Raw genomic sequence first — 21,603 nt, forward strand, 5'->3', positions numbered from 1 at the left:
AAGGTATTGGTGTTTCTTAATAAAAATAGCGTCTAAAAGCTTCTATCGCTGCATAATCTGCCAATCCTAAGCTATGATATTTATCTGCCGTTGTTTTGTTTCTATCTTCTGCACGTACCCAGAATTCTCTACTATCATCTCCTTGAAACATTACACCATCTTTCTGAGACTGATGATAAAAAATTGCTTTTCTTTTTCTTAGAACCTGGTCTGGACTCATAGGTACAGCCATGTCTATCTCGTGCATATCCCATTCATGCCAAGCACCACGGTATAGCCAAACCCAGCAATCTTTCATGAAATCTTTGGTTTTGATTTCTTCCAACGCGGCAAAAATACCATCCAAGCAAACGCGGTGCGTTCCATGAGGATCTGCTAAATCTCCAGCAGCATAAATTTGATGTGGTTTGATCTCGTCTATGATATCATAAATGATTTTCACATCCTCCGGTCCAAGTGGTTTTTTCTTAACTTTTCCTGTTTCGTAGAACGGAAGGTTTAAGAAATGAACTTGTTCATCTGGAACGTTGAAATAACGAGTAGCTCCCAAAGATTCTTTCTGGCGAATGATTCCTTTTAACTGACGTGTTTCAGGTGAATCTGGGGCGTATTCTGTATTGCTAAGTACATCATCTACAACTTTTTTGTAGAATTCATCATCTGGATTTAAGCTTAAAGCAACTTCGGCAAATTTGATAGCTTCACCGTTAGAAACCGCAATGTTACCCGATGTTTGATAACATACGTGTACTTCATGTCCTTGACTTACCAAACGGTCAAATGTACCTCCCATGGAAATTACATCATCATCTGGGTGTGGACTAAAAATAATTACTCGTTTCTTTTCTGGAGTAGCTCTTTCTGGTCGGTTGGTATCATCTGCATTTGGTTTACCACCTGGCCAACCTGTAATCGTATGTTGAAGTTTGTTAAACATTTTAATGTTAAGGTCGTAAGCTGTACCTTCTTTTACAAGTAAGCCTTCCATACCGTTATCATTATAATCTTTATCTGTTAGTCTTAAGATAGATTTTCCTGTTTTTTCGCAAAGCCAAACAACTGCTTTTGCAGCTAAATCTTTTGACCATTCTGGAGAACCAACTAACCAAGGTGTTTTGATTCTTGTTAATTCAGCAACAGCTTCTACATCTAAAACAAATGTTACATTGTTATGATTTTGAAGATAAGTTGCTGGCACGTGACCGTCTATTTCACCTTCTATGGTTTCTTTGATTATTTCAGCTTTGTTTTGTCCCCAAGCTAAAAGTACTACGCGTTTTGCTTCCATTACGGTTCTAATTCCCATTGTAATAGCTTTCTTAGGAACATTTTCCAATCCTAAAAATGCAGGAGCAGCGTCCACTCGCGTAATATGATCAAGGGTAATTAAGCGTGTTCTTGAATTGGCATGAGAACCTGGTTCGTTGAAACCAATGTGTCCTGTTCTACCAATACCTAGTAACTGAAAATCGAGACCGCCGTAGCTTTTGATTTTTTCTTCATAAGAAACGCAAAAATCGTAAATCTCTTCCGGTTGAATGTCTCCTTTTGGAATATTGATATTTTCTGGTTCAATATCAATATATTTAAATAAGTGTTCATGCATGAAGTAATGATAACTCTGCGCATTTTGCGGTTGCATGAAATAGTATTCGTCAAGGTTAAAAGTAACTACGTTTTTAAAACTCAGCCCTTCTTCCTTATGCTGGCGCACCAATTCTTCGTACACCCGAATAGGTGACGAGCCAGTTGCTAACCCTAAAATGCAAAGCTCATTTTTTGCTTGTTTGCTTTTGATAAGGGAAGCGATTTCATTAGCCACTGTGGTAGAAGCGTCTTTTGAATTAGAAAAGACAACATTGTGAATTTTCTCGAAACGTGTGTTTTCAAAAATCCCGGCTTCTCTGTAGCTAATGTCAGATGCATTTGTGTATTGATCTTCAATAACCATTGTCTAATTGCTTTATTGGTGAATTATAAAATTAGTGAAAATGCGTTGCGAGTTGTAGAAAATTCGACGAACAACGGATTACAGCAAACCAAAAATGCAATTAGACAATAGAAATTGCTAAAAAAGATTTATTTTTTTACTTCATAACCTTTTATACCATAGTACATAAGGTATGCATAACAAATAATAGGTAATAAATATGAAACTTGAACACCAACGCTATCTGCAAGTGCTCCTTGTATTAATGGAACAATAGCTCCACCTACAATAGCCATTACTAAAAGTGAAGATGCTTTGGAGGTTTCTTTACCTAGACTTTTAACTGCTAAAGTGAAAATATTTGGGAACATTACCGAGTTGTACAAACCAATGGTGATCAAAGCCCACATAGCAAAATGACCTGTTCCAAAAACGGCAATCAACAGCGCAATAATGATAATTCCACTGAAAACAGCTAACGTTCTGTTTGCTTTGTTTTTTCCGATGTAGAAGGCAATCAGATTTAGCACAACCAAGCCTACAAATATAATCGCAAGGTCTAATTCTTGATTGGTAACCCAGTATGCGTATCCTAAGGAAAGTACACCAATGACCGCCAGGTATAAATTTCGTTTTTTGCTTGTAAGATCTGCCAAGAAGATAGAACCAAAAAATCTACCAACCATAGCGCCACCCCAATACATAGAAAGGTATAAACTTGCTTCATCATGCGTAAAACCTGCAATAGAATCTTCCGCAAGGAAATTTACAAGAAAACTACCAATAGTAACTTCAGCTCCCACATACATAAAGATACCTACCATTCCCAGTACCAAATGTTTATGACGGAAGATGCTTGCATTGGTATCGGTAACCAATTCATCATCGTCACCACCAACCGCAGGTAGTTTAAAAAGTTTGATAAGAACGGCCAAAACAACCAAAGTAATCGCAATTCCAATATAAGGACCTTTTACTGCGTCTGCACCAACATCTTCAGCAACGGTTCTAAAAATTAAATAACTACCAACAATCGGAGCTAATGTGGTTCCAAGTGCGTTGAAAGCTTGCGTTAAGTTCAATCGGCTAGAAGCTGTTTCTGGTTTACCAAGTAAACTTGCATAGGGATTTGCTCCAATTTGTAAAATGGTAACTCCAGATGCTAACACAAAAAATGCGCCTAAGAATAAAGGATATTGAAGTGTTTCCGCAGCCGGATAAAACATAAGACTGCCTATTGCTGATAAAATTAATCCTATTACGATTGCGTTTTTGTATCCAATTTTTAGAATAGGATCGCCTTTGGTAACAGAAATAATGTAGTAAATCAAAGAAATGATAAAATAAGCAGCAAAAAATGTAAACTGAATGAAAATTGCTTCAGTGTAATTTAAATTGAAAACTGCTTTTAGTTTTGGAATTAAAATGTCGTTCATACTGGTTATAAAACCCCACATGAAAAACAACGTTGTAATTACCGCTAACGGTCCACCATAGTTGGCGTTAGGGTTGTAGTTAGAGTTAGTGGTAGAAGCACCACCGCTTACTTGAGCCATTTGCTAGTATTTAAATTTGTTTGTGTTTGTTTGAATTCTTGTCTTCGCAAAAAAAGAGCACTTGAATTGCGCACTTGTGATGATAAGAATTACACAAATGTAAAATTCTCAATTCTTTTCGCATAAATTTATAAGTTAATAATCGCTTTTTTTGGTATTCGGTATGGTGTAAAAATCAACGAATACGTTTTCATTTTATCACTTCAATTTTAAAGCTACATATTTTATGTGACTGCGATTGTGCGTATACGTTATGTGAATAATTCCATTTTCACTTTGGATAATAGCCGGATAACTAAATTCTCCTTCTTTTTCATTTTCAAGTTGATAAATATCTGTCCAGTTTTCACCATCCTTTGAGTAAGCAAGGTTCAGTTTGTTTCTGCCTTCCCACCAATTTTTTCCTTCCGGAAGTGGGTTGTATACCATCAAAAAATCACCATTTTTTAAAGTAACTGCATCAATACCGGAATTTGGATTTGGAAGTGATGACTTTGCAAAATTGGTCCAGGAAGAACCATGATCTGAGCTAGTACTTGTTAGAATATAATCGGCATTACTTCTAAAAAAAGCTTTCAAGGTTCCATCTTTCAATTCAATAATAGTTGGTTGAATTACTTTATATTCAGCCTCTGGATGAACCAGAATTTTTCGCCATGTTTTTCCATTATCATCAGATAGTTCCATGTGTGCATGCCAAACAGCACCATTATCTAGTTCTACACTTGACGGAGCAATGATCCTACCATTTTTTAATTGGATTGGTTTGTTTTTGATAGGTCCCAAAATACCATCAGGAAATTTTTTTTCAGTAGACCATGTTTTTCCAAAGTCTGTGGAAGTTTTGTAAGCTCCCCACCATGTAGAAGGTGATGGACCTATTTTATAAAAAAGAAACAATGTGTTTTCAGAATTTTCAAAAAGCACCGGATTCCAGGTTGGGTAGCTTAATGTGTCGTTTACAAAACCATCTGCTGCTTTTTTAGGAACCGACCATTTTCCGTTTTCGAGCATGCTTGTATAAATACTCACATCTGGATTTCTTTCTTCGGTACCACCAAACCAAGAAGCCATAATGTTGCCATTGGATAATGCTACAACGGTAGAAGCATGTGCTTGTGGAAATGGCGCTTCGTTATAGATAAATTCTGAAGTAATTAGAGTGATCTTTTCTTCTTGAGCTTTCACGAAATTTGTGATAAAACTAAATAGGATTGTATACAAAAGAAGTCGTTTCATACTTTTTAATAAAAATGAAGGAGGGTGGCAGCCCTCCTTCAACAGTCAAACAAATAACCTTACCTTAAAATATCGTTTCAACATGAGAATTATTGAAGCAAGGTTGTTAAGATGGGTTTCGTAATTCCCGAAACCGATGTTTTTATATCTTCGTTCAATTGTTCGAAAATTACAATTGAATTTCCTTTTTCTTTTAACCAACAACCTGAAAGGTACAAGGTTTGTTGCGGTCCTAGTTTGTAATATCTTCCAAGATTGTGTCCGTTGATAAAAACAATTCCTTTACCCCATTTTTCCATATCTAGAAAAGTATCGCCTACTTTTTCCAAATCAAAAGTTCCGGAGTAGAGTATAGGAGTATTTGGTTTTGATGCTGTCGTTTTTTCTATAGTCGGAACTTCATCAAACGGAGCTTTGTACATTTTCCAACCACCAGTAATTTCATAATCGTTGATGGTTACCGGACTGATGATTCCTTTTGAATTTTCAGGAATTTGTGCTCCGTAATTAATTCGACCTAAATTTTCTACCAAAATTTCTAAGCGACCATTAAACGGAATTTGAATATCCATTTCGTACTCATTGAACATTCGGTTAAGCGTTCCTACATATTTTCCGTTTACATAAATGGTAGCAAAATCTCGCAAGCCAGGAATTTGTAATGTTCCGTTAATCGGTTGCGTAAATTTCTTTTGATATAACACATAACCAAAGCCTTGATTAAGCTCTTCAAAACTTAAAGGATTGTTATTGGTAACAGGTTTTGATTTTTTAATGTATGCCAATGCATCGGTATGTTTGTTTAATTGTATTTCATCAATAGCAATTACCGGAATTTGAGCTGGTATTTCCGGAATTTTATAATCTACATACGCTTTCATTACATTTCTGATAGCAGTGTATTTTGGAGTTACCCAACCAGCCTCAGAAATTGGAGCATCATAATCATAACTAGTAATATCAGGTTGAATATCGTGCTCGTCGTTGTAATTTGCTCCTGAAGTAAAACCAAAGTTTGTTCCACCATGCGCCATGTAAAAATTGAAACTCACTTTATTTTTCAAATACGTTTCGGTTTGATTTGCAATGGTTTCAGCATCTATTTCTACAAAAGGTTCTGCCCAATGATCTAACCAACCTGGGTAAAACTCTGCAACCATATACGGACCTTCATTATTGTGATATTGATTGACCGCTTTTTTGAGATTGTTGACATTGTTTTCTCCGTTTGCGGTAGGCAATACTCCTTCAATAGCGCCGCCATCAAAAAGCCAAGAACCGTCTGAAGTGAAAAACGGACCATCTAAACCAGATTCTTTCAACATGGTAAAAATGGCTTCTCTATACTTTTTATGATCTTCTTTCGAAATGTCTTCGCGTTGCGCAACATAGGATCCAAATTCATTTTCTGCTTGAACCATGATGATGTTTCCACCTTTACTTGCCTGAAATGGTTTAATTTGTTCAGCAAGTTCGTTGATATACACTTTACAAGAATCTAAAAATGCTTGGTTATTTTCTCTGATTTTTAACTCAGGATTTTTTTGCAACCACCAAGGGTATCCACCAAATTCCCATTCGCCACAAGCATAAGGTCCCGGACGGAGAATTACAAATAATCCTTCTTCTTTGGCGATTTTGATAAATTCTTTAAGATCTCTATTTCCTGTTTCCCAATCCCATTTTCCGGGAGCAACATTGTGGTAGTTCCAAAAAACATAGGTTGCAATGGCATTTAAACCCATTGCTTTTGCCATTTGTAAACGATGACGCCAATATGGTTTTGGAATTCTGCTAAAATGCATTTCTCCTGAGTGAATTTGAATAGGTTTCCCGTTGTAAACAAATTCACCATTTTCAATTTTGAAATTGGTTTTTTGAGCCTGAATATTATTTGAGAATAGACAAATAACCAAGGCTATTTTTAGTAAAAATCGCATGATTTAATAAACTTCAATATTAGAAATTAACGGACTAGCTTTGGCGCTTTCTATGGTTACTTTGATAGCAGAAGCATTTACTTCTGGGAATTGTAAAATACGTTTGTAACCAATGGTTGTGCCTTCGGTAACTTTTTTCCAAGTTCCATCTACAAGGGCTTCAATTTTGAATTTTTCTACGCGTTGTCCTAATGCTATGTACTCCTGTAATAGTATAAAATTAACTTCTTTTGGAGCTGAAAATTCAATTTCTAAAGATGATGCCATTACATTATCGTCTGTAGCCCAATAGGTTTCTTCGTCACTGTCAAGTACATTTTCCGGTGCATAAGTCTTTGATTCACCTCTATAATTAGCAGCTTTCACTTTTGCATTTTCAGCAAGATTTTCAGCAAAAACGCTGTCTAATATTTTACGAAATCCTAATAATGATTCCACATCATTTTCATGAAAAAGTCCGCGTTGATCTGGTGGAATATTTAGTAAAAGGTTAGAACCTCTACCTACAGATTCCATATAGGTTTTGAATAATTTTTGAGGTGATTTTACCAATGAATCTTCTTTTTTATGATAAAACCAACCTGGTCTTATAGACGTGTTTACCTCAGCAGGAATCCAATCTGTTCCATCTTCAGATCCATGTTGAAGAAGATCTTCAATACCAGCTTTTCCAGCGTATAAAGTATCTGGTGTTATGGTATTCCAATTGGTTTCGGCACCTTCACCACGCTCGTTACCAACCCATCTAAGGTCTGGGCCAGCATCGCTAAAGAAAAGTACGGCTGGTTGCATTTTAGAGACCATTTCTAAAGTGGTAGGCCAGTCATAATAATTTTGTTTGTCAATTCTTCGTTCTTCATTTGCTCCGCCGTAATAGCCATCGCCACCATTAGCGCCATCGAACCACATTTCAAAAACGTCTCCGTAATTGGTAAATACTTCTTTTAATTGATTTCTGTAGTATTCTACATAGGATGCTTCTCCATAATCTGAACGATTTCTATCCCAAGGTGATAAGTAAATACCAAATTTTAATCCATATTTTCTAGCAGATTGAGCTACTTCTTTTACCAAATCACCTTTACCTTCTTTGTAAGGTGAATTGGCAATATCATGTTCTGTATAATCTGAAGGATACAGCGCAAAACCATCGTGATGTTTAGCGGTTAAAATAACGCCTTTGAATCCTGCTTTTTGCAGTGTTTCCATCCATTGGTCAACGTCTAAATCAGTTGGATTGAAAAGTGCTGGTGATTCATCTCCAAATCCCCATTCTTTATCGGTAAAGGTATTTATGGTGAAATGAATAAACGCATTTAACTCCATATGTTGCCAAGCCAATTGTTCTTTGGTTGGAGTTGGTCCAACAGCTTCCGGAGCTTTTACTTCTTTTTCCTCAGCACAAGAAAAAAGTAGGAGTGAAGCCAAGCTTACTGTGGATATGTTTTTAATGATTCTTTTCATAGCGGGTTATTTATCTAATTGAAAATGCCAATGCGGCACTATTCTTTTGGTTTCTAACTTCTTTTGGTATTGAAATGATTAATTGATTATTTTTGATTTTGTAATCAACTTTTTTACCGGTAGATAGTAGTTTGATAGTTGGTTTTTTTTCTGGAATATTTTTAGAAATAGTAATGGTTTTAGGCAATGCTTCGCCATCTTCAAAAAGGGCAATAGCGTAGATGGTGTCATCATTTTTGGTGAAATATACATTTCCATCTTCGTATGCGTCAATAGCTCTTGTGTTGTATATAGCGTCACCGTTTTTGTCTAGCCAAGCACCAATAGCTTCCAATTTTTCTACAACTTCTAATGGCAACAAACCGTCTGGTTGTGGACCAACACCCAACAATAGATTTCCGCCTTTGGCAACTACTTCTACCAAAGTATGGATTACTGTTGTTGGCGATTTGAAAGGATCATTAGGAACGTATCCCCAGTTATTACCTAAGGGTAAACAACTTTCCCAAGGATTGTTCAGTTTTGTATCCGGTACTTTACGTTCTGGAGTTTGATAATTTTCATACGGGCCGTGAACAGTTCTATCTGCAAAAATAATTCCCGGTTGTGCTTTACGGGCCATTTCTGCAATGCGAGGCATATTTATATCTTGACTAGCTTCAGGAATTGGAGCTCCCCATGCACGAACTTCGTCATTTACAGTTTCTTTAGGACGAACCCAGCCACCATCTAGCCAAAGTAAATCAATACTTCCATAATCATGCATTAATTCGCTGATCTGATTGTATGAAAATTGCTTGAATTTATTCCAGCGATCGGCATATTTTTCAATATCGTAGTTTGCATTTCTGTTTGGAGTAGCATACTTGTCCCACCAAAAATATTGCGAATGCCAATCTGGTTTTGAAAAATAGGCTCCAATCATGAAATCTTTCTTTCTAAAAGCTTCAAAAACATATTTTGCTACGTTCGCTTTCGGGTTGTTTTGAAAGGGTCCGTTGGTGATTTTATAGTCTGAATATTGCGTGTCAAACATGTTAAAACCATCGTGATGTTTTGTAGTGAATACTACATATTTCATCCCAGCTTTCTCGGCAGCGTTTGCCCACTGATCTGGATTGAAATTAACCGGATTGAAAATTTTGTTTAGGTTCCAATACCATTTTTTATAATCGGTATACGTAGTGGTTGTATCGCGTTCAATCCACGCTTCTGAACAAAGATTCCAAGATTCCATAATTCCCGGAACGGAATATACTCCCCAGTGAATTAGCATTCCAAATTTTTGATCTTCCCACTTGTCTAATTTTTCTTTAACTAATGGATCTGTTGGCGCTACATAAACAGAACTGCGCTCGTGTATTTCATTTTCCTGTGCCTGTGATTTTTGAGTAGTAACCAATAGTGTGGCACAACTCAAAATAGTAACTATGGAATTCTTTGTAAGCATGAATTATAATTGAATAGGGTTTGTAATTTCGAAGGAATCTTCAAGTTTTATGTCTTCTGAAGAAGTTCCGATCATGATTTTGAATGTTCCTGGTTCTACAATGTGATTCATTTCCACATCATAAAGTGCCAAATGTTTTGGTGTTAAAGTGAACGTTACTTTCTTTGTTTCTCCTGCTTTGATAAATACGCGTTCAAAAGCTCTCAGTTGTTTTACCGGAGTAACCGTACTACTTAAAACATCGCGAATATATAGCTGAGCAACTTCTTCGCCATCTACTTTGCTCGTGTTTGTAATTTCTACATTGATAGTGATTTTGGAGTCTTTTCCAGCTTCGTTTACATCAATATTTACATTTTTATATTCAAAGTTAGCATAGCTTAATCCAAAACCAAAAGGGTATAAGGGTTTTGCATCTTCTTCTACATAATCTCTTCTTTCAGGAAACCATACATTGTAATACGTAGGACTTTGCCCAACTGATTTTGGTACAGAAACCGGTAATCTTCCTGCAGGATTGTAGTCACCAAATAAAACATCGGCTACGGCATTACCACCTTCTTGCCCAGGATACCACGCGTCTAAAATAGCAGGTACGTTTTCCGAAGGCCAATTAAGTAATAGTGGTCGTCCTTTTATTAAAACTAAAACTGTGGGAGTTCCGGTTGCTACAACAGCTTGTAATAATTCTAACTGTTTTCCCATTAGGTTTATGGTAGATCGATCATATCCTTCGCCGCTTTCCATATCGCTTAAAATTTCATCACCTTCCGATGCGATATTTGCAGCACCCGTGGCTTGGTATTCCGTTTTAAAATCGCGGGCACTAGAACCACCTAAAACTACAATGGCAACTTGAGCATTTTTAGCTGCTTGAACAGGTGCGGGAATATTGGTTTGGGTAGTATCTCTTACGGCCGTTCCTTTTACATAGGTAATGTTAGCATTTGGTAGTTTATGTTGAATTCCCTCCAAAACGGTTACAATGTTATCTTCAGGTTGCGGTGCAGTGTAATCCCCTAATTGATTGTACATCATATCAGCATTTGCACCAATAACCGCAATGTTTTTTGTGTTTTTATCTAAAGGAAGTAAGTTGTTTTCGTTTTTTAAAAGAGTGATAGATTGCTTAGCGACTTCACGAGCTAGTGCAATGTGCTTTTCACTTAATACTAGTTTTTCGGCTTCTTTGGGAGAAACATATGGATTGTCAAATAATCCAAGATCAAACTTTACGGTAAGAACCCTTCTAACAGCTTCATCAATTCGTTCTATAGAAACTTTGCCATCTTTTACCGCTTGAATTAATGGTTGCTGAAATGCTTCGCCACCTAAATCTGCATCTACACCAGCATTCATGGAAGCAGCTGCAGCATCTTCTTTAGAATCTACAATGTGATGACTTTGATATAAGCCTTCGATACTGTACAAATCTGAAATCACAAAACCTGTGAAACCCCAATCTTTTCTTAGGGTGTTTGTGAGTAAACTTTTGTGAGCTGTACTTGGTACGCCATCTACAGAGCTATAAGCCGTCATTACCGAAAGTACCCCGGCATCAATGGCATCTTTTACAGGATATAAGTAGTTTGAAAACAAATCGCGCTCGCCTAAATGAACAGCTCCGCCGTTATGTCCGCCTTCTGAAACTCCATACGCAGCAAAATGCTTTAGCGTAGCCGCTATGTGTTTACCATCTTTTAAATCTGATTTTGAAGTTCCTTGAAATCCCGAAATTACTGCTTTACCAAGTTCTGCGATGAGAAATGGATCTTCTCCAAAGGTTTCTTCAACGCGAGACCATCTTGGTTCTCTGGCAACATCTAAAATAGGACCATAGCCCACATTGGAACCTTGAGAACGCACTTCTAAAGCGATAGCTTCTGCCATTTTTTGGATTAAATCTGGATTCCAGGTAGAAGCTTGTCCAATAGCAGTAGGAAACACCGTGGTTCCAATAGCCATATGACCGTGCATGCTTTCTTCTTCCAGTAATAGAGGAATTCCTAAGCGAGTTTCTTCAATAGCATATTTTTGAATGGCGTTGGTGATTTTTGCGGCTTCTTTTGGATGTAAACCTGTTTCCAGTGTTTTCTGTGTCCAAGGATCTGCCCTAAGCAGTCCCCATAATCCGCCAATTTGTCTATTTTGAATTTCTGATTTATAGAGGTCGCTAAGTGTAGCTTTTTTGTTTTTTGTTTTGTTGTACATTTTCCAACCAAGAGGGGTAGAAATTTGCCCCACTTTTTCTTCCAAGGTCATGAGAGAAATTAAATTGTCTACACGCTCTTTGGTAGTTTTAGAAGCATCTTTATAAAGCGGTTCTTTGTTTTGAGCGGTAGTAAATGTAAGCGTTAACAAGGTTAAACTGGTTAAGAAAACCTTGTTGAATATTTTTGGTTTGTGTTGGTTTTGGTTGCGTTTCATTTCTCTTTTCTTGATTGAAAAATTGACTGGTATAAAGCTATACCAGCCAATTTACAATAAACAACATTATGCAATAGATTTTTCCGTGGAAAAAGTATAGCTGTGAATTATTCTACATCCCACCACATTCTTGTAGTAAGGGCATCTGGTCCTTGACTTGAAACTGCAGCGGCATAGCTAGTACCATTTGTAGTTTGCTCATTTGTAGGATACGTAAGTCTTCTAGGAATGGTTCCATTTGTAACATTACCAGAGTAATTTACAGGAGTAAGTTCAGGATATCCAGTTCTTCTCCAGTTAGCATACGCTTCATATTCGTTTAGGAATGTAGCAGCCCAGTATTGGGTATTAATCATTTCCAGAGCACTTGAAGCGTCGTATGGGTATGCCTCTAAATATTCAGATACTTCACTAGATGAAATAGTTGCTTCTGAAGAATATAGACTTAAATAGGTCATGGCAGCTTCAACACCTGCATTGTAGTGAGACTCAGCTGTACCAGTACCTAAGCTCCATCTGTAAGCAGATTCTGCTAGCATAAATTCAACTTCTGCATAGGTTTGAAAGAACATAGGAACATCTCTTCCATTTACAAGATCACTTGGTGCTGTATAATTTGCTAAATCAAAATCAGCATCATAATTAGTGATCGTAGAAGTGTCATAACCGTTTGGTAAACCTTGTTGAACGTCATAATCGTCAGTTCCATCAGGAAGAGCTCCGTAAATTGTAAGTCTAGGGTCGTTGTGATCTTTCATGAAGTTTACGAAAGTTTCTGATAATCTAGGTGTGTTGTCTGCTTGAAATGTTTCGCCATTTGCATTTTGAACAATTCCGTTACCTTCTTCATGTTGAACATACGCAATATCATCATTAGATTCCATTACACCTCCATTGATAGCCGTAGCAGCCCATTGTTGTGCAGATGATTCATCTACTTTAACCATTCTTAAAGCCAAACGAAGCATTAATGAATTAGCAAATCTTTTCCACTTTCCTTCATCACCAGAGAAAATGATATCTGCAGTACCTAAATCTGCAGTTTCACCATCTGTAAGCATTGCAGCAGATTCTGAAAGTTCATTTAACATGTCTGCATAGATATCTTCCTGAGCATCATAGGCAGGTCGTGTATTTCCATCTATATATCCTTTTCCTGCTTCAGAATAAGGGATATCTCCATATAAATCTGTAATTCTACTATACGCCAAAACTCTTAGGATTCTGGTGATAGCGTAGTTTGAGTTGGTGATATCACCATTAGCTTCTATATTATATTTCATATCCTCTATTGTTTTGATAGTTTGAGGATATTGCGCGTCCCAATAGGCAGATGCATAACTTGAATTCCAAAGATACTTATCACCAGACCAATATGTTTCTAAACTTGAAAGATGCTGAACCATAGTAGAAGAGTAGATAAGGTTTCCTCTCCATGTTTCATATCGCTGTCCAGATGTATACAAAACAGCTGTTGGAAATTCATAGATAATATCAAGCTCATCAGACGATGTAGGGTCTACGTTCATTGACTCATAATCTTTATCACAGGAAAGAGTGAAAGAAGAAATAGCGAGTACAGCTAGAAATTTTAATATATATGTCTTTTTCATTTTTTTAGAATTTAAAGTTTAAGCTTACACCGTAAGTTCTGGTTGTAGGTCTACCGAAACGTTCTATACCATTAGCGCTTGTATTGTTATAAGCAGATTCTGGATCAATGTTTTCAGTTTTTCTCATTAAGAAGAACAGGTTGCGTCCTATAAGAGATACTCTTGCACTAGAAATAAAAGTTTTTTCTAATATGCTGCTAGGAACACTATATCCAAGGCTTATTTCTCTAAACTTAATAAAGTCTGCACTTTGAATGTTTGCCTCAGCAATAGAATACAATTGTTGATAATATGTATCAACTTCACTTGGTGCTAATGTAGTAGAAAAAACATTTCCGTCTGAATCTACACCGCTAACATCCAATCCATTCTCTCTACCAACAAGGGTGTTTTTGCTAGCTCCGTAATAGTTAGCGAAAGCGCTTGTACCAGAAAAGATATCTGCACCAAATTTGGCATCGATTAAGAAAGATAGGTTGAAGTCTTTATATCTAAAGTTATTAGAGATACCCATAGTCCAAGGAGCAATACCTTGACCAATTACTTCATAATCACCAATAGTTGGAGTTCCGTTACTTTCATACTGAATGTTACCATTATCGTCTCTTACGAATGTAGTACCATAAATAGCTCCATAAGGTAATCCTTCTACCGCACCTGATTGTGAGTTAACACCATAAGCAGCATCACCTGGGAAAAGTGGATTTCCATCGTCATCAGTTTTTACTACTAAGTTTTTGTTATACCCTAAGTTATAGGAAATATCCCAACCAAATTTATCGTTTTTAATAGGGCTTCCAGATAATAGAACTTCTACCCCTTTGTTTGTTAATTCACCTAGGTTCATATATCCAGAGCTATATCCAGATGCTGTACTTGTACTAATGGCAACAATATCATTTGTAGTGGTATTGCTATAGTATGTGAAATCTAATCCAAGTCTGTTGTTGAAGAACTTTAAGTTGGTACCTATTTCATATTCTTTTTTAGAAAATGGCTCTAATTCAGAGTTAGGTAAGTATGAGTTTGTAATACCACCAATTGGTGTAGATGTTCCGTTGGCTGCATATGTATTTGTAATACCATAGGTTAAGTTTAACTGGTATGGATCGTTTACACCACCTCCAATATCAGAATAACCTGCACGAACTTTACCAAAAGAAATCCATTCTGGTAAATCAAACGCATCTGTAAATACAAAACTAGAGTTAACAGAAGGATAGAAATAATTGTTAGGAGATGTTTTTCCTGCCAATGAAAGCGTAGAGAACCAGTCTTGTCTTCCTGTTACGTTTAAGAATAAGTAATTTTTATAAGCAAATTCAGCAGAGAAGTACCAAGAACTTCTTTCTCTCTTGTAGTTTGCATAATCGTAGTTTTTAGTATCTACATTAGAAATATCTTCTAAACCAGGAAGTACAAAGTTGGTTCCTGTTAATGAAGTAATTTCTTGGGACCATGCATTGTTGTTTGCTCCAAGAAGGGCATTAAGTGAAAAATCTTCTGTAAGATCTTTGTTGAAACCTAACATGATATCTGCATCTCTTGTCTTCACATTGTATGACTGTTCAGACATTCCACCAAGAGGTTTGTATGCTGTTCCATAAGGTTCTACGGATGTGATTCTTGCCAAATATTGATCAATACCGGCTCTACCCATCATATATAACCAATCTGTAAATTGATATTTAATGGTACTAGATCCAATAAATCTATTCTTAACACTCTGGTTGCTGAAATAGTATGCAGACCAGTATGGGTTTTGATGGTATGTAGAACTAGAAGAAATACGATATTCTGTACCTTCTTCGTTGATACCTGGTTTGTATGTCTCTGTGCTAATGTTTGCTGGAGTTAATCCTACAATGAAGAAAATATTACCAGGAGAGTCAGATACTCTTGGTCTGTTTTGAACATCTTCTAATACATATTTTGTATTAAGATCTACAGATAGTTTTTCGTTGTTTACCATACCTGCATTCAAAGAGAACGACTTACGATTCATACCAGAGTTTGGTGTAATATCATGATTTGTAAAGTCTGTTGCAGAAAAACGAATGTGGTAGTTTTCTGCTGCCTGGCTAATAGCTATGGTGTTTGTATAGGTTTCACCTGTATGATAGAAGCGAGAAATATTATCTCCTGTAGAGCTATAGGCTCTTTCCACTCCATCAAATTGTACTACTTGAGATCCGTCTAATTTTGCACCCCATGAGTACATTCCAGCAGAAAGTGCTTCTTCTTGAGTTGTTGGCGCATTACCATCGGTACCTTGACCATATTCTTTTTGAAACTCATAAATATCAGTATTAATTGTTTCAAACTGAACAGAACTAGAAAAATCTACTCCAAATCCATTTCCTTTTTTACCAGATTTTGTGGTAATTAAAATAACCCCGTTAGATGCACGAGAACCATACAGTGCAGCAGCGGCACCACCTTTTAAAACACTAATGTTTTCAATGTCATCTGGGTTGATACTTGAAATACCATCACCATAATCAGATCCACCCCATCTTGTAGCAGAACCTAAGTTACTATTGTCAATTGGAATACCATCTACCACATAAAGAGGTTGGTTATTTCCACTTAAGGTAGAAACCCCACGAATAACTACTTTACTTGTACCTGCTGGTCCAGTAGCAGCACCGGTTACGTTAACCCCGGCTACTTTACCTTGTAAAGAGTTAATAGCATTAGCTTGCTTAATTTCAGATAATTCCTCTCCACCAACTTCTGTTACCGCATATCCTAAAGCTTTTGTTTCTTTTTTAATCCCCAAAGCAGTTACAACAACTTCGTCTAATTGCTCTGAATCTGTAGCCATAACAATGGTAAGATTGTTTTCACCTGCAACAGTGACTTCTTGTGTTTTTAAGCCCATTGCAGAGAATACGAGTACATCTCCAACAGCTGTTTCAATAGAGAAATTTCCATCAAAATCAGTTGAAGTACCAGTACCAGTACCTTTGATCATAATGTTTACACCTGGAACAGGTATACCATCATCTTTACCGGTAACATTACCGGTCACGGTTTTTGTTTGCGCCACTAATATGTTTGCCAGTAGAAAGCAGAACATAAAAAGGCCGAGAGATTTTTTAAACATACTTTGTGTTTTTTGGGTTATTAGATTTGTTTCCAAGTTAAATATTTCTCGTGTGTTAAGACATTATTAACATTGTATAAATTTTAACATCCTTTAAGAATAATTGAAAAAAAATCGACCAATAACACGTGTGAACATCTAAATGTCAGCTAGACCATTATGTAATGATTCTCAGATGTATGATTTTTAGATAAATCGTTTTATTAAGTGTTAAATGTTTAATTGAAATCTTAATAGTTTACCATATTTTTAATCATCTATGTGAAATATTGAATATAGTGATTTTGGCTAATTTTGTTGTTGATAGCTTAGAAATAGTTGTTGATCGAAATCCGCTTTGTAATAGCAAAAAGACCGATGATCAAAATCACCGGTCTTGTCTGCTAAAACAATCATTTAAACTAAAAAAAACTACTTTATTGTAATGTGTTGGAGTTTTGTATTCCAACCACTTATTTCTATGGATGGGGCTATAGTGTTGAGTGCATCATATTCCATAGTGATGGTTTTGGTAGCACCAGGAACCAGCGAAACATAATTATCACTATAGAAAGTAGGCAATACACGTTCGCCTGTTTTATTATCTAGTAATGAAACTCGGTTGAAAAAAGCAACAGTTTGCTTTCCTTCATTCTTGAGTGTTAGTGTTATGGTAGTATCATTTGTTTTTTTGGCAGTGGCTTTTAGCGTTGCTTTTTTCATGGTTTGCAAGCCAGAATGTTGCCCTTCAGCATTTGGAATCCAATAGAAGTTATCGCTAATGATTTCCTGATCTGTGTCTAATAGCTGAACCGATAAAAACGTACCATTTTCTTTTGCTAATTCATTGATTTTTTTCTCAAGATTCATGATAAGACGAACGCTTGATTTTTCAATATAACAAAAGACTTGTGTCAACAATTTTTCGTTTCCTTCCATATCATAGGACGTAATACGAAGCATCATATCGTGTTGAGGTTCAAAGGTGTTGTTTACAATCATGATATCACCTTTAACAGGATTGTACATGGCATGTACAGGTTCGCTTCCTTTGCGGGTACCGTACAAACATGCATTAGGATCCAAGTAGTAATCATACATTTGACCACGTAAAGCCGTCCATGGGTTTTGTGTTTTCCAGATGATCATTCCTGTATACCAATCCCACATGTGTGCGCTAAAACCTTCCATCAAGGCTCGGTATTGATCATAATTTACGAGTTGTGCTTTGTTGGCAAAATCTTCCATATCGGTTGGTTTGCCGTACACATCCATAGCGTTGTTATAGTCAATATATTTATGGTAAGTCCATGCTTCGTCTTTTACTTTTTCAGTACCTTCTATTTCGGAAGGAATTACTTGATTTTTCTTCGGAAGAAATCTTTTTAAAGAAACTGCATCACCTGTTCCTACAGAACCAACTTCCGAATTAAATGGCCACGTGCGTTCTTCCCAAAAAACAGACACATCTTGAATACCATAAGGGCCATCACCGTTTCCGCCTTTAAAATTATAAGACATATCATCGGAGTTAGAATAATCTATAAACCAACGTGTTCCGTCAAGTCTTGGTAAAATATCATCTTTAATGGCATGTAAAATATCTGCAGGAGGCGTAATCTCATTTCCACCACACCAAATGGCAAGCGAAGCATGGTTACGAATCATTTTCACCATGTCTTCCGCAGAGGTAATAAAGAGTTCATGATCTTCAGGATACTGTCTGCGCGCCCATTGATCTTCTTTTTTCATAGGATCTAACCAACGGCCGTTACAATCTCCACTAATCCAAAAATCCTGAATTACCAACAAACCATATTTGTCACAAGCTTCGTAAAACTCAGGACGCTCGGTTAAAGAACCACCCCAAATTCGAATCAAATTTAAGTTCATATCCTTGTGATAACGAATCTCGGCATCATAACGTTCTTTGGATAAACGTAGCATGGCATCCGACATGATCCAGTTACCACCTTTGATAAAAATCTTTTGACCATTTACAGCAATCTCTTTGCTACGCGTATGCTCATTCCAATAGGTTTGAATTTCACGAACTCCAAAACGAACCGGTTCTGTGTCGGATGTTTTTCCGTTGGCTGTAAAAGTAATGTTGATGTCGTATAAGTTTTGCGCTCCGTACCCGTTTGGCCACCATAGTTTTGGGTTTTCCATCTGGAAATCTTTCAAATCCACTTCGGTTGTGGTATTGGGTTGTAGCGTTACTTCTTTGGCAATGGTACTTCCATTTAATTGGTATTGCAAGATTCCCGTCACAGCTTTTGAGGAAACGTTTTCTAGTTCGGCCGAAACTTTGAGCGTAGCCGGTTCTTGATCAGCGCCCGGCATACGTTCTCCTTTTACCAAGGTTACAATATGTGGGTTCTTTACATTTACAGCGCCGGTTTTTTCAATCAATACTTTATCCCAAATACCTGTGTTACGATCACGAATGGGTTGAATCCAATCCCAACCTGCTACGTATTGTGAAGAAACGTTTTTTGCAATAGTACCGTCACCACCTTGACCGCCATTTGGGTTTCCTACTTCATCTACCGGGTGCACCAATACTGCCAATCTGTTTTTTCCATTACTGTTTAGGAAATTGGTAATGTTAAACGTTTTTCGAAGATACATTCCTTTATAAGGAGTTTCGTTTACCTTTTTTCCATTGATAAAAATAGCTACGCTGTAGTTGATACCACGAAAGGTAAGCCAAACTTCTTCACCTTTTTTTGCGGTTTCGTTGAAATCTTTTGCAAACCAATACGTGTAGTATTCCCGACCAGTCTCATAAATGTCCTTGATCTTTTCATTGTTCATTCCGTAGAAAGGATCTGGAATTTCTTCATTATTTAAGAGCGTAGTTAATACGGTACCCGGAACCGTCGCCGGCATCCATTTTTTTAGGTTATAATCCGTTTGAGAAACTTCATAACCATCGGCTTTTGTTTTTTTGATAGGGTTGCAATACCAGTCAGTATTGAGTTCATAAGTTTCCTGAGCGTTGCTCAACTGTATGAAAAACAAAGTGATGACACTATATAATAGCGATAAGTTAGTTCTTTTCATGTGTGAATGTAGGTTTGCGTTGTATGGTAAAAATTGTAAACTTACTTGAAAATTTAGAAACAATTCGACCAATGACGTTGTACAGGCAATTAATGAAATGAATTGGGAGTAAGCAAGAGTGAGGTAGTAGTGCTTTAAAAGGCTAAAAAGCATATCTTTGGTAGTAAATCTACTTGTTATGAAGTTTGTAACTGTTGCCACATTTGAAAACGCTGCCGAAGCTCATATTTTAAAATCGAAATTAGAGAGCGAAGGGGTGGAGTCTTTTCTGTTTGATGAAAACACGGTATCTATCAACCCGCTGTATAACATATCTGTAGGAGGCATTAAACTAAAGGTGTATGAAGAAGATGTGGAACAGGTAGCTGCGATTATGGAAGTAGTGGCCAATACCGGGTATACCAACGACCAAAACGAAGTGATTGCTTGCCCTAACTGTGGCAGTACCAATTTGTATGCCGGTTTCCCCTCTATGAAAAGTTTGAAAGGGATACTATCTGCCATAGTGATGTTTATGATGATGACCTTGCCCATTTATGTAAAAAGAGTCTACCGCTGCAAGCAATGTGATACCGAGTTTAAAGAGTAATAACGATTGTAGGGTGGTTGTTTCTTCAACGACATCAGGAAAGAAAAGCAATATAAAACGGCTTTGTTTTTAGAATAGGGCATAAGCTTATTATTTTAAATGTTGAATGTTTTAACTCATGGTTTAAAGTCGTAAGCTATAAGTTATAAGTCTGCCCACTGCTAGTTAACACTAAATACTCATCACAGCCTACTATTTACTTTAAATAGCTAATGGCTGTAAGCTTTTTTACACACCTTCAAACCAAAATACCGTCAAAAGCATTAAAAAATACCTATTATTGAGTATTTTCTGGTGTTTGTTTACGTACTAACTTATCTGTCAGTAAGATAAATCGTAAGGGCAGTACAGCATGATTCATAAAATATTACATACCGTCTATACCCAAACTACTAGCAGGCAAGTAGATCGGTGGCACATGCAAGCCGAAATACTGCAACTTTTCAAAAAAATAGAACTTACCCATACGCCCATATTTGCTAGTTGTTGTGAAGAAATAGAAGCTGTTCCTAACCATATTTTAGTACATCCGCGTCAAAAATCTAAAGGAATATACCTGTTATGCAGTGGTATTGCCTGTACTATTCATTCAAAAGAGGGCATGCCTGTAGTAACCCGTTTTCATTTTGCGGGCGATTTTGTAACCAGCTTTATAAGCATCTATGGGAATACTGTTGCCGAGAATAAAGTGCAAATGCTTACCGAAGGCAAACTAATCTTTATTAGTTTTGAACTGTTGGAACCCTTACGCCAACAACTTACCGATTTAGAAACGCTGAAAAATAGAATCGTAGCCTTGTATTGGGCTAAAGATTTAGATATGCAAAACCGGTTTATCTATTTAAACGCCACTGCACACTACCAGTATTTAATAGCCAACCACCCTAAACTTATTGGCTTGGTGTATTTAAAACAAATAGCCTCATTTCTTCGCATTAAAGAAGGCAGTCTTAGCCGTATTAGAAAACAACTCAGAGACGAAGGGTTACTGTAATTACTTTTGGTATCCTAGCATAACAGGGGAAGGAGTGCTACGCCTTTATGAAACTAAATTTTACCATTCGTCGAAACTTAACATAAGTGAAGTCAACCAATTAGGCTTTTAACTACTTTAGCAATGTTCCTCATATATAGCGCTATAGAGCAACACCACAAGTTCTTTTACATACTGAATAAAGAGTAGACCTGTTAGCATGATAAAAGCAGTAACAAATGCGGCAAAAACAGTAACAAATGCG

At 36.8% G+C, this 21,603-nt stretch carries 12 protein-coding genes; 2 read left to right on the plus strand and 10 right to left on the minus strand.

Annotated elements, in window-relative coordinates; all coding sequences use genetic code 11:
* Positions 1–16 precede the first annotated feature (16 nt).
* From nagB to BM383_RS04700, 10 genes are all read right to left on the minus strand, one after another.
* Positions 17–1,951 (minus strand): glucosamine-6-phosphate deaminase, encoded by a 1,935-nt coding sequence (nagB, locus tag BM383_RS04655; protein WP_093023516.1) that lies wholly within the window; start codon positions 1,949–1,951, stop codon positions 17–19.
* Between the two features lie 128 nt (positions 1,952–2,079).
* Positions 2,080–3,486, minus strand: coding sequence for a sugar MFS transporter (locus BM383_RS04660; RefSeq protein ID WP_093023518.1), 1,407 nt, complete (start codon positions 3,484–3,486; stop codon positions 2,080–2,082).
* Positions 3,487–3,684: 198 nt separating this feature from the next.
* The gene (locus BM383_RS04665) at positions 3,685–4,725 is read right to left on the minus strand and encodes a sialidase family protein (RefSeq protein ID WP_093023520.1); all 1,041 of its coding nucleotides are present in this window, start codon (positions 4,723–4,725) and stop codon (positions 3,685–3,687) included.
* A gap of 89 nt (positions 4,726–4,814) precedes the next feature.
* Positions 4,815–6,665 (minus strand): glycoside hydrolase family 35 protein, encoded by a 1,851-nt coding sequence (locus BM383_RS04670; RefSeq protein WP_093023522.1) that lies wholly within the window; start codon positions 6,663–6,665, stop codon positions 4,815–4,817.
* Positions 6,666–6,668: 3 nt separating this feature from the next.
* The gene (locus BM383_RS04675) at positions 6,669–8,129 is read right to left on the minus strand and encodes an alpha-L-fucosidase (protein WP_093023524.1); all 1,461 of its coding nucleotides are present in this window, start codon (positions 8,127–8,129) and stop codon (positions 6,669–6,671) included.
* 10 nt (positions 8,130–8,139) lie between these two features.
* Positions 8,140–9,579: an alpha-L-fucosidase gene (locus tag BM383_RS04680; RefSeq protein WP_093023526.1), complete on the minus strand. Its 1,440-nt coding sequence runs from the start codon at positions 9,577–9,579 to the stop codon at positions 8,140–8,142.
* A gap of 3 nt (positions 9,580–9,582) precedes the next feature.
* On the minus strand, positions 9,583–12,006 hold the full coding sequence (locus tag BM383_RS04685) for a glycoside hydrolase family 3 N-terminal domain-containing protein (protein ID WP_093023528.1): 2,424 nt from the start codon (positions 12,004–12,006) through the stop codon (positions 9,583–9,585).
* A gap of 107 nt (positions 12,007–12,113) precedes the next feature.
* Positions 12,114–13,619 carry a SusD/RagB family nutrient-binding outer membrane lipoprotein gene (locus BM383_RS04690; RefSeq protein ID WP_093023530.1) on the minus strand — a complete coding sequence of 502 codons (1,506 nt, stop codon included), beginning with the start codon at positions 13,617–13,619 and terminating at the stop codon, positions 12,114–12,116.
* A gap of 4 nt (positions 13,620–13,623) precedes the next feature.
* Positions 13,624–16,701 carry a SusC/RagA family TonB-linked outer membrane protein gene (locus BM383_RS04695; RefSeq protein ID WP_245766523.1) on the minus strand — a complete coding sequence of 1,026 codons (3,078 nt, stop codon included), beginning with the start codon at positions 16,699–16,701 and terminating at the stop codon, positions 13,624–13,626.
* Positions 16,702–17,139: 438 nt separating this feature from the next.
* Complete coding sequence (locus BM383_RS04700; RefSeq protein ID WP_093023534.1) at positions 17,140–19,776, minus strand: glycoside hydrolase family 2 protein; 2,637 nt, start codon at positions 19,774–19,776, stop codon at positions 17,140–17,142.
* Between the two features lie 178 nt (positions 19,777–19,954).
* Here BM383_RS04700 and BM383_RS04705 point away from each other — a divergent pair, with 178 nt between their 5' ends.
* Together BM383_RS04705 and BM383_RS04710 are read left to right on the plus strand one after the other, a co-directional pair.
* Positions 19,955–20,365, plus strand: a complete 411-nt coding sequence (locus BM383_RS04705) for a putative signal transducing protein (protein ID WP_093023536.1) — start codon at positions 19,955–19,957, stop codon at positions 20,363–20,365.
* Positions 20,366–20,717: 352 nt separating this feature from the next.
* Positions 20,718–21,359, plus strand: coding sequence for a Crp/Fnr family transcriptional regulator (locus BM383_RS04710; RefSeq protein ID WP_143106339.1), 642 nt, complete (start codon positions 20,718–20,720; stop codon positions 21,357–21,359).
* The last annotated feature ends 244 nt before the right edge of the window (positions 21,360–21,603 follow it).

Origin of the sequence: Pustulibacterium marinum (genome assembly GCF_900116665.1) — a bacterium.
In the GTDB taxonomy this organism is placed as follows: Bacteria; Bacteroidota; Bacteroidia; order Flavobacteriales; family Flavobacteriaceae; genus Pustulibacterium; species Pustulibacterium marinum.

Coding starts and splice junctions, on each gene's coding strand:
- BM383_RS04700 (WP_093023534.1), bottom strand. CDS start 19,776: ATGAAAAGAACTAACTTATCGCTATTATATAGTGTCATCACTTTGTTT.
- BM383_RS04685 (WP_093023528.1), bottom strand. CDS start 12,006: ATGAAACGCAACCAAAACCAACACAAACCAAAAATATTCAACAAGGTT.
- BM383_RS04660 (WP_093023518.1), bottom strand. CDS start 3,486: ATGGCTCAAGTAAGCGGTGGTGCTTCTACCACTAACTCTAACTACAAC.
- BM383_RS04705 (WP_093023536.1), top strand. CDS start 19,955: ATGAAGTTTGTAACTGTTGCCACATTTGAAAACGCTGCCGAAGCTCAT.
- BM383_RS04695 (WP_245766523.1), bottom strand. CDS start 16,701: ATGTTCTGCTTTCTACTGGCAAACATATTAGTGGCGCAAACAAAAACC.
- BM383_RS04665 (WP_093023520.1), bottom strand. CDS start 4,725: ATGAAACGACTTCTTTTGTATACAATCCTATTTAGTTTTATCACAAAT.
- BM383_RS04690 (WP_093023530.1), bottom strand. CDS start 13,619: ATGAAAAAGACATATATATTAAAATTTCTAGCTGTACTCGCTATTTCT.
- BM383_RS04670 (WP_093023522.1), bottom strand. CDS start 6,665: ATGCGATTTTTACTAAAAATAGCCTTGGTTATTTGTCTATTCTCAAAT.
- BM383_RS04675 (WP_093023524.1), bottom strand. CDS start 8,129: ATGAAAAGAATCATTAAAAACATATCCACAGTAAGCTTGGCTTCACTC.
- BM383_RS04680 (WP_093023526.1), bottom strand. CDS start 9,579: ATGCTTACAAAGAATTCCATAGTTACTATTTTGAGTTGTGCCACACTA.
- BM383_RS04710 (WP_143106339.1), top strand. CDS start 20,718: ATGATTCATAAAATATTACATACCGTCTATACCCAAACTACTAGCAGG.
- nagB (WP_093023516.1), bottom strand. CDS start 1,951: ATGGTTATTGAAGATCAATACACAAATGCATCTGACATTAGCTACAGA.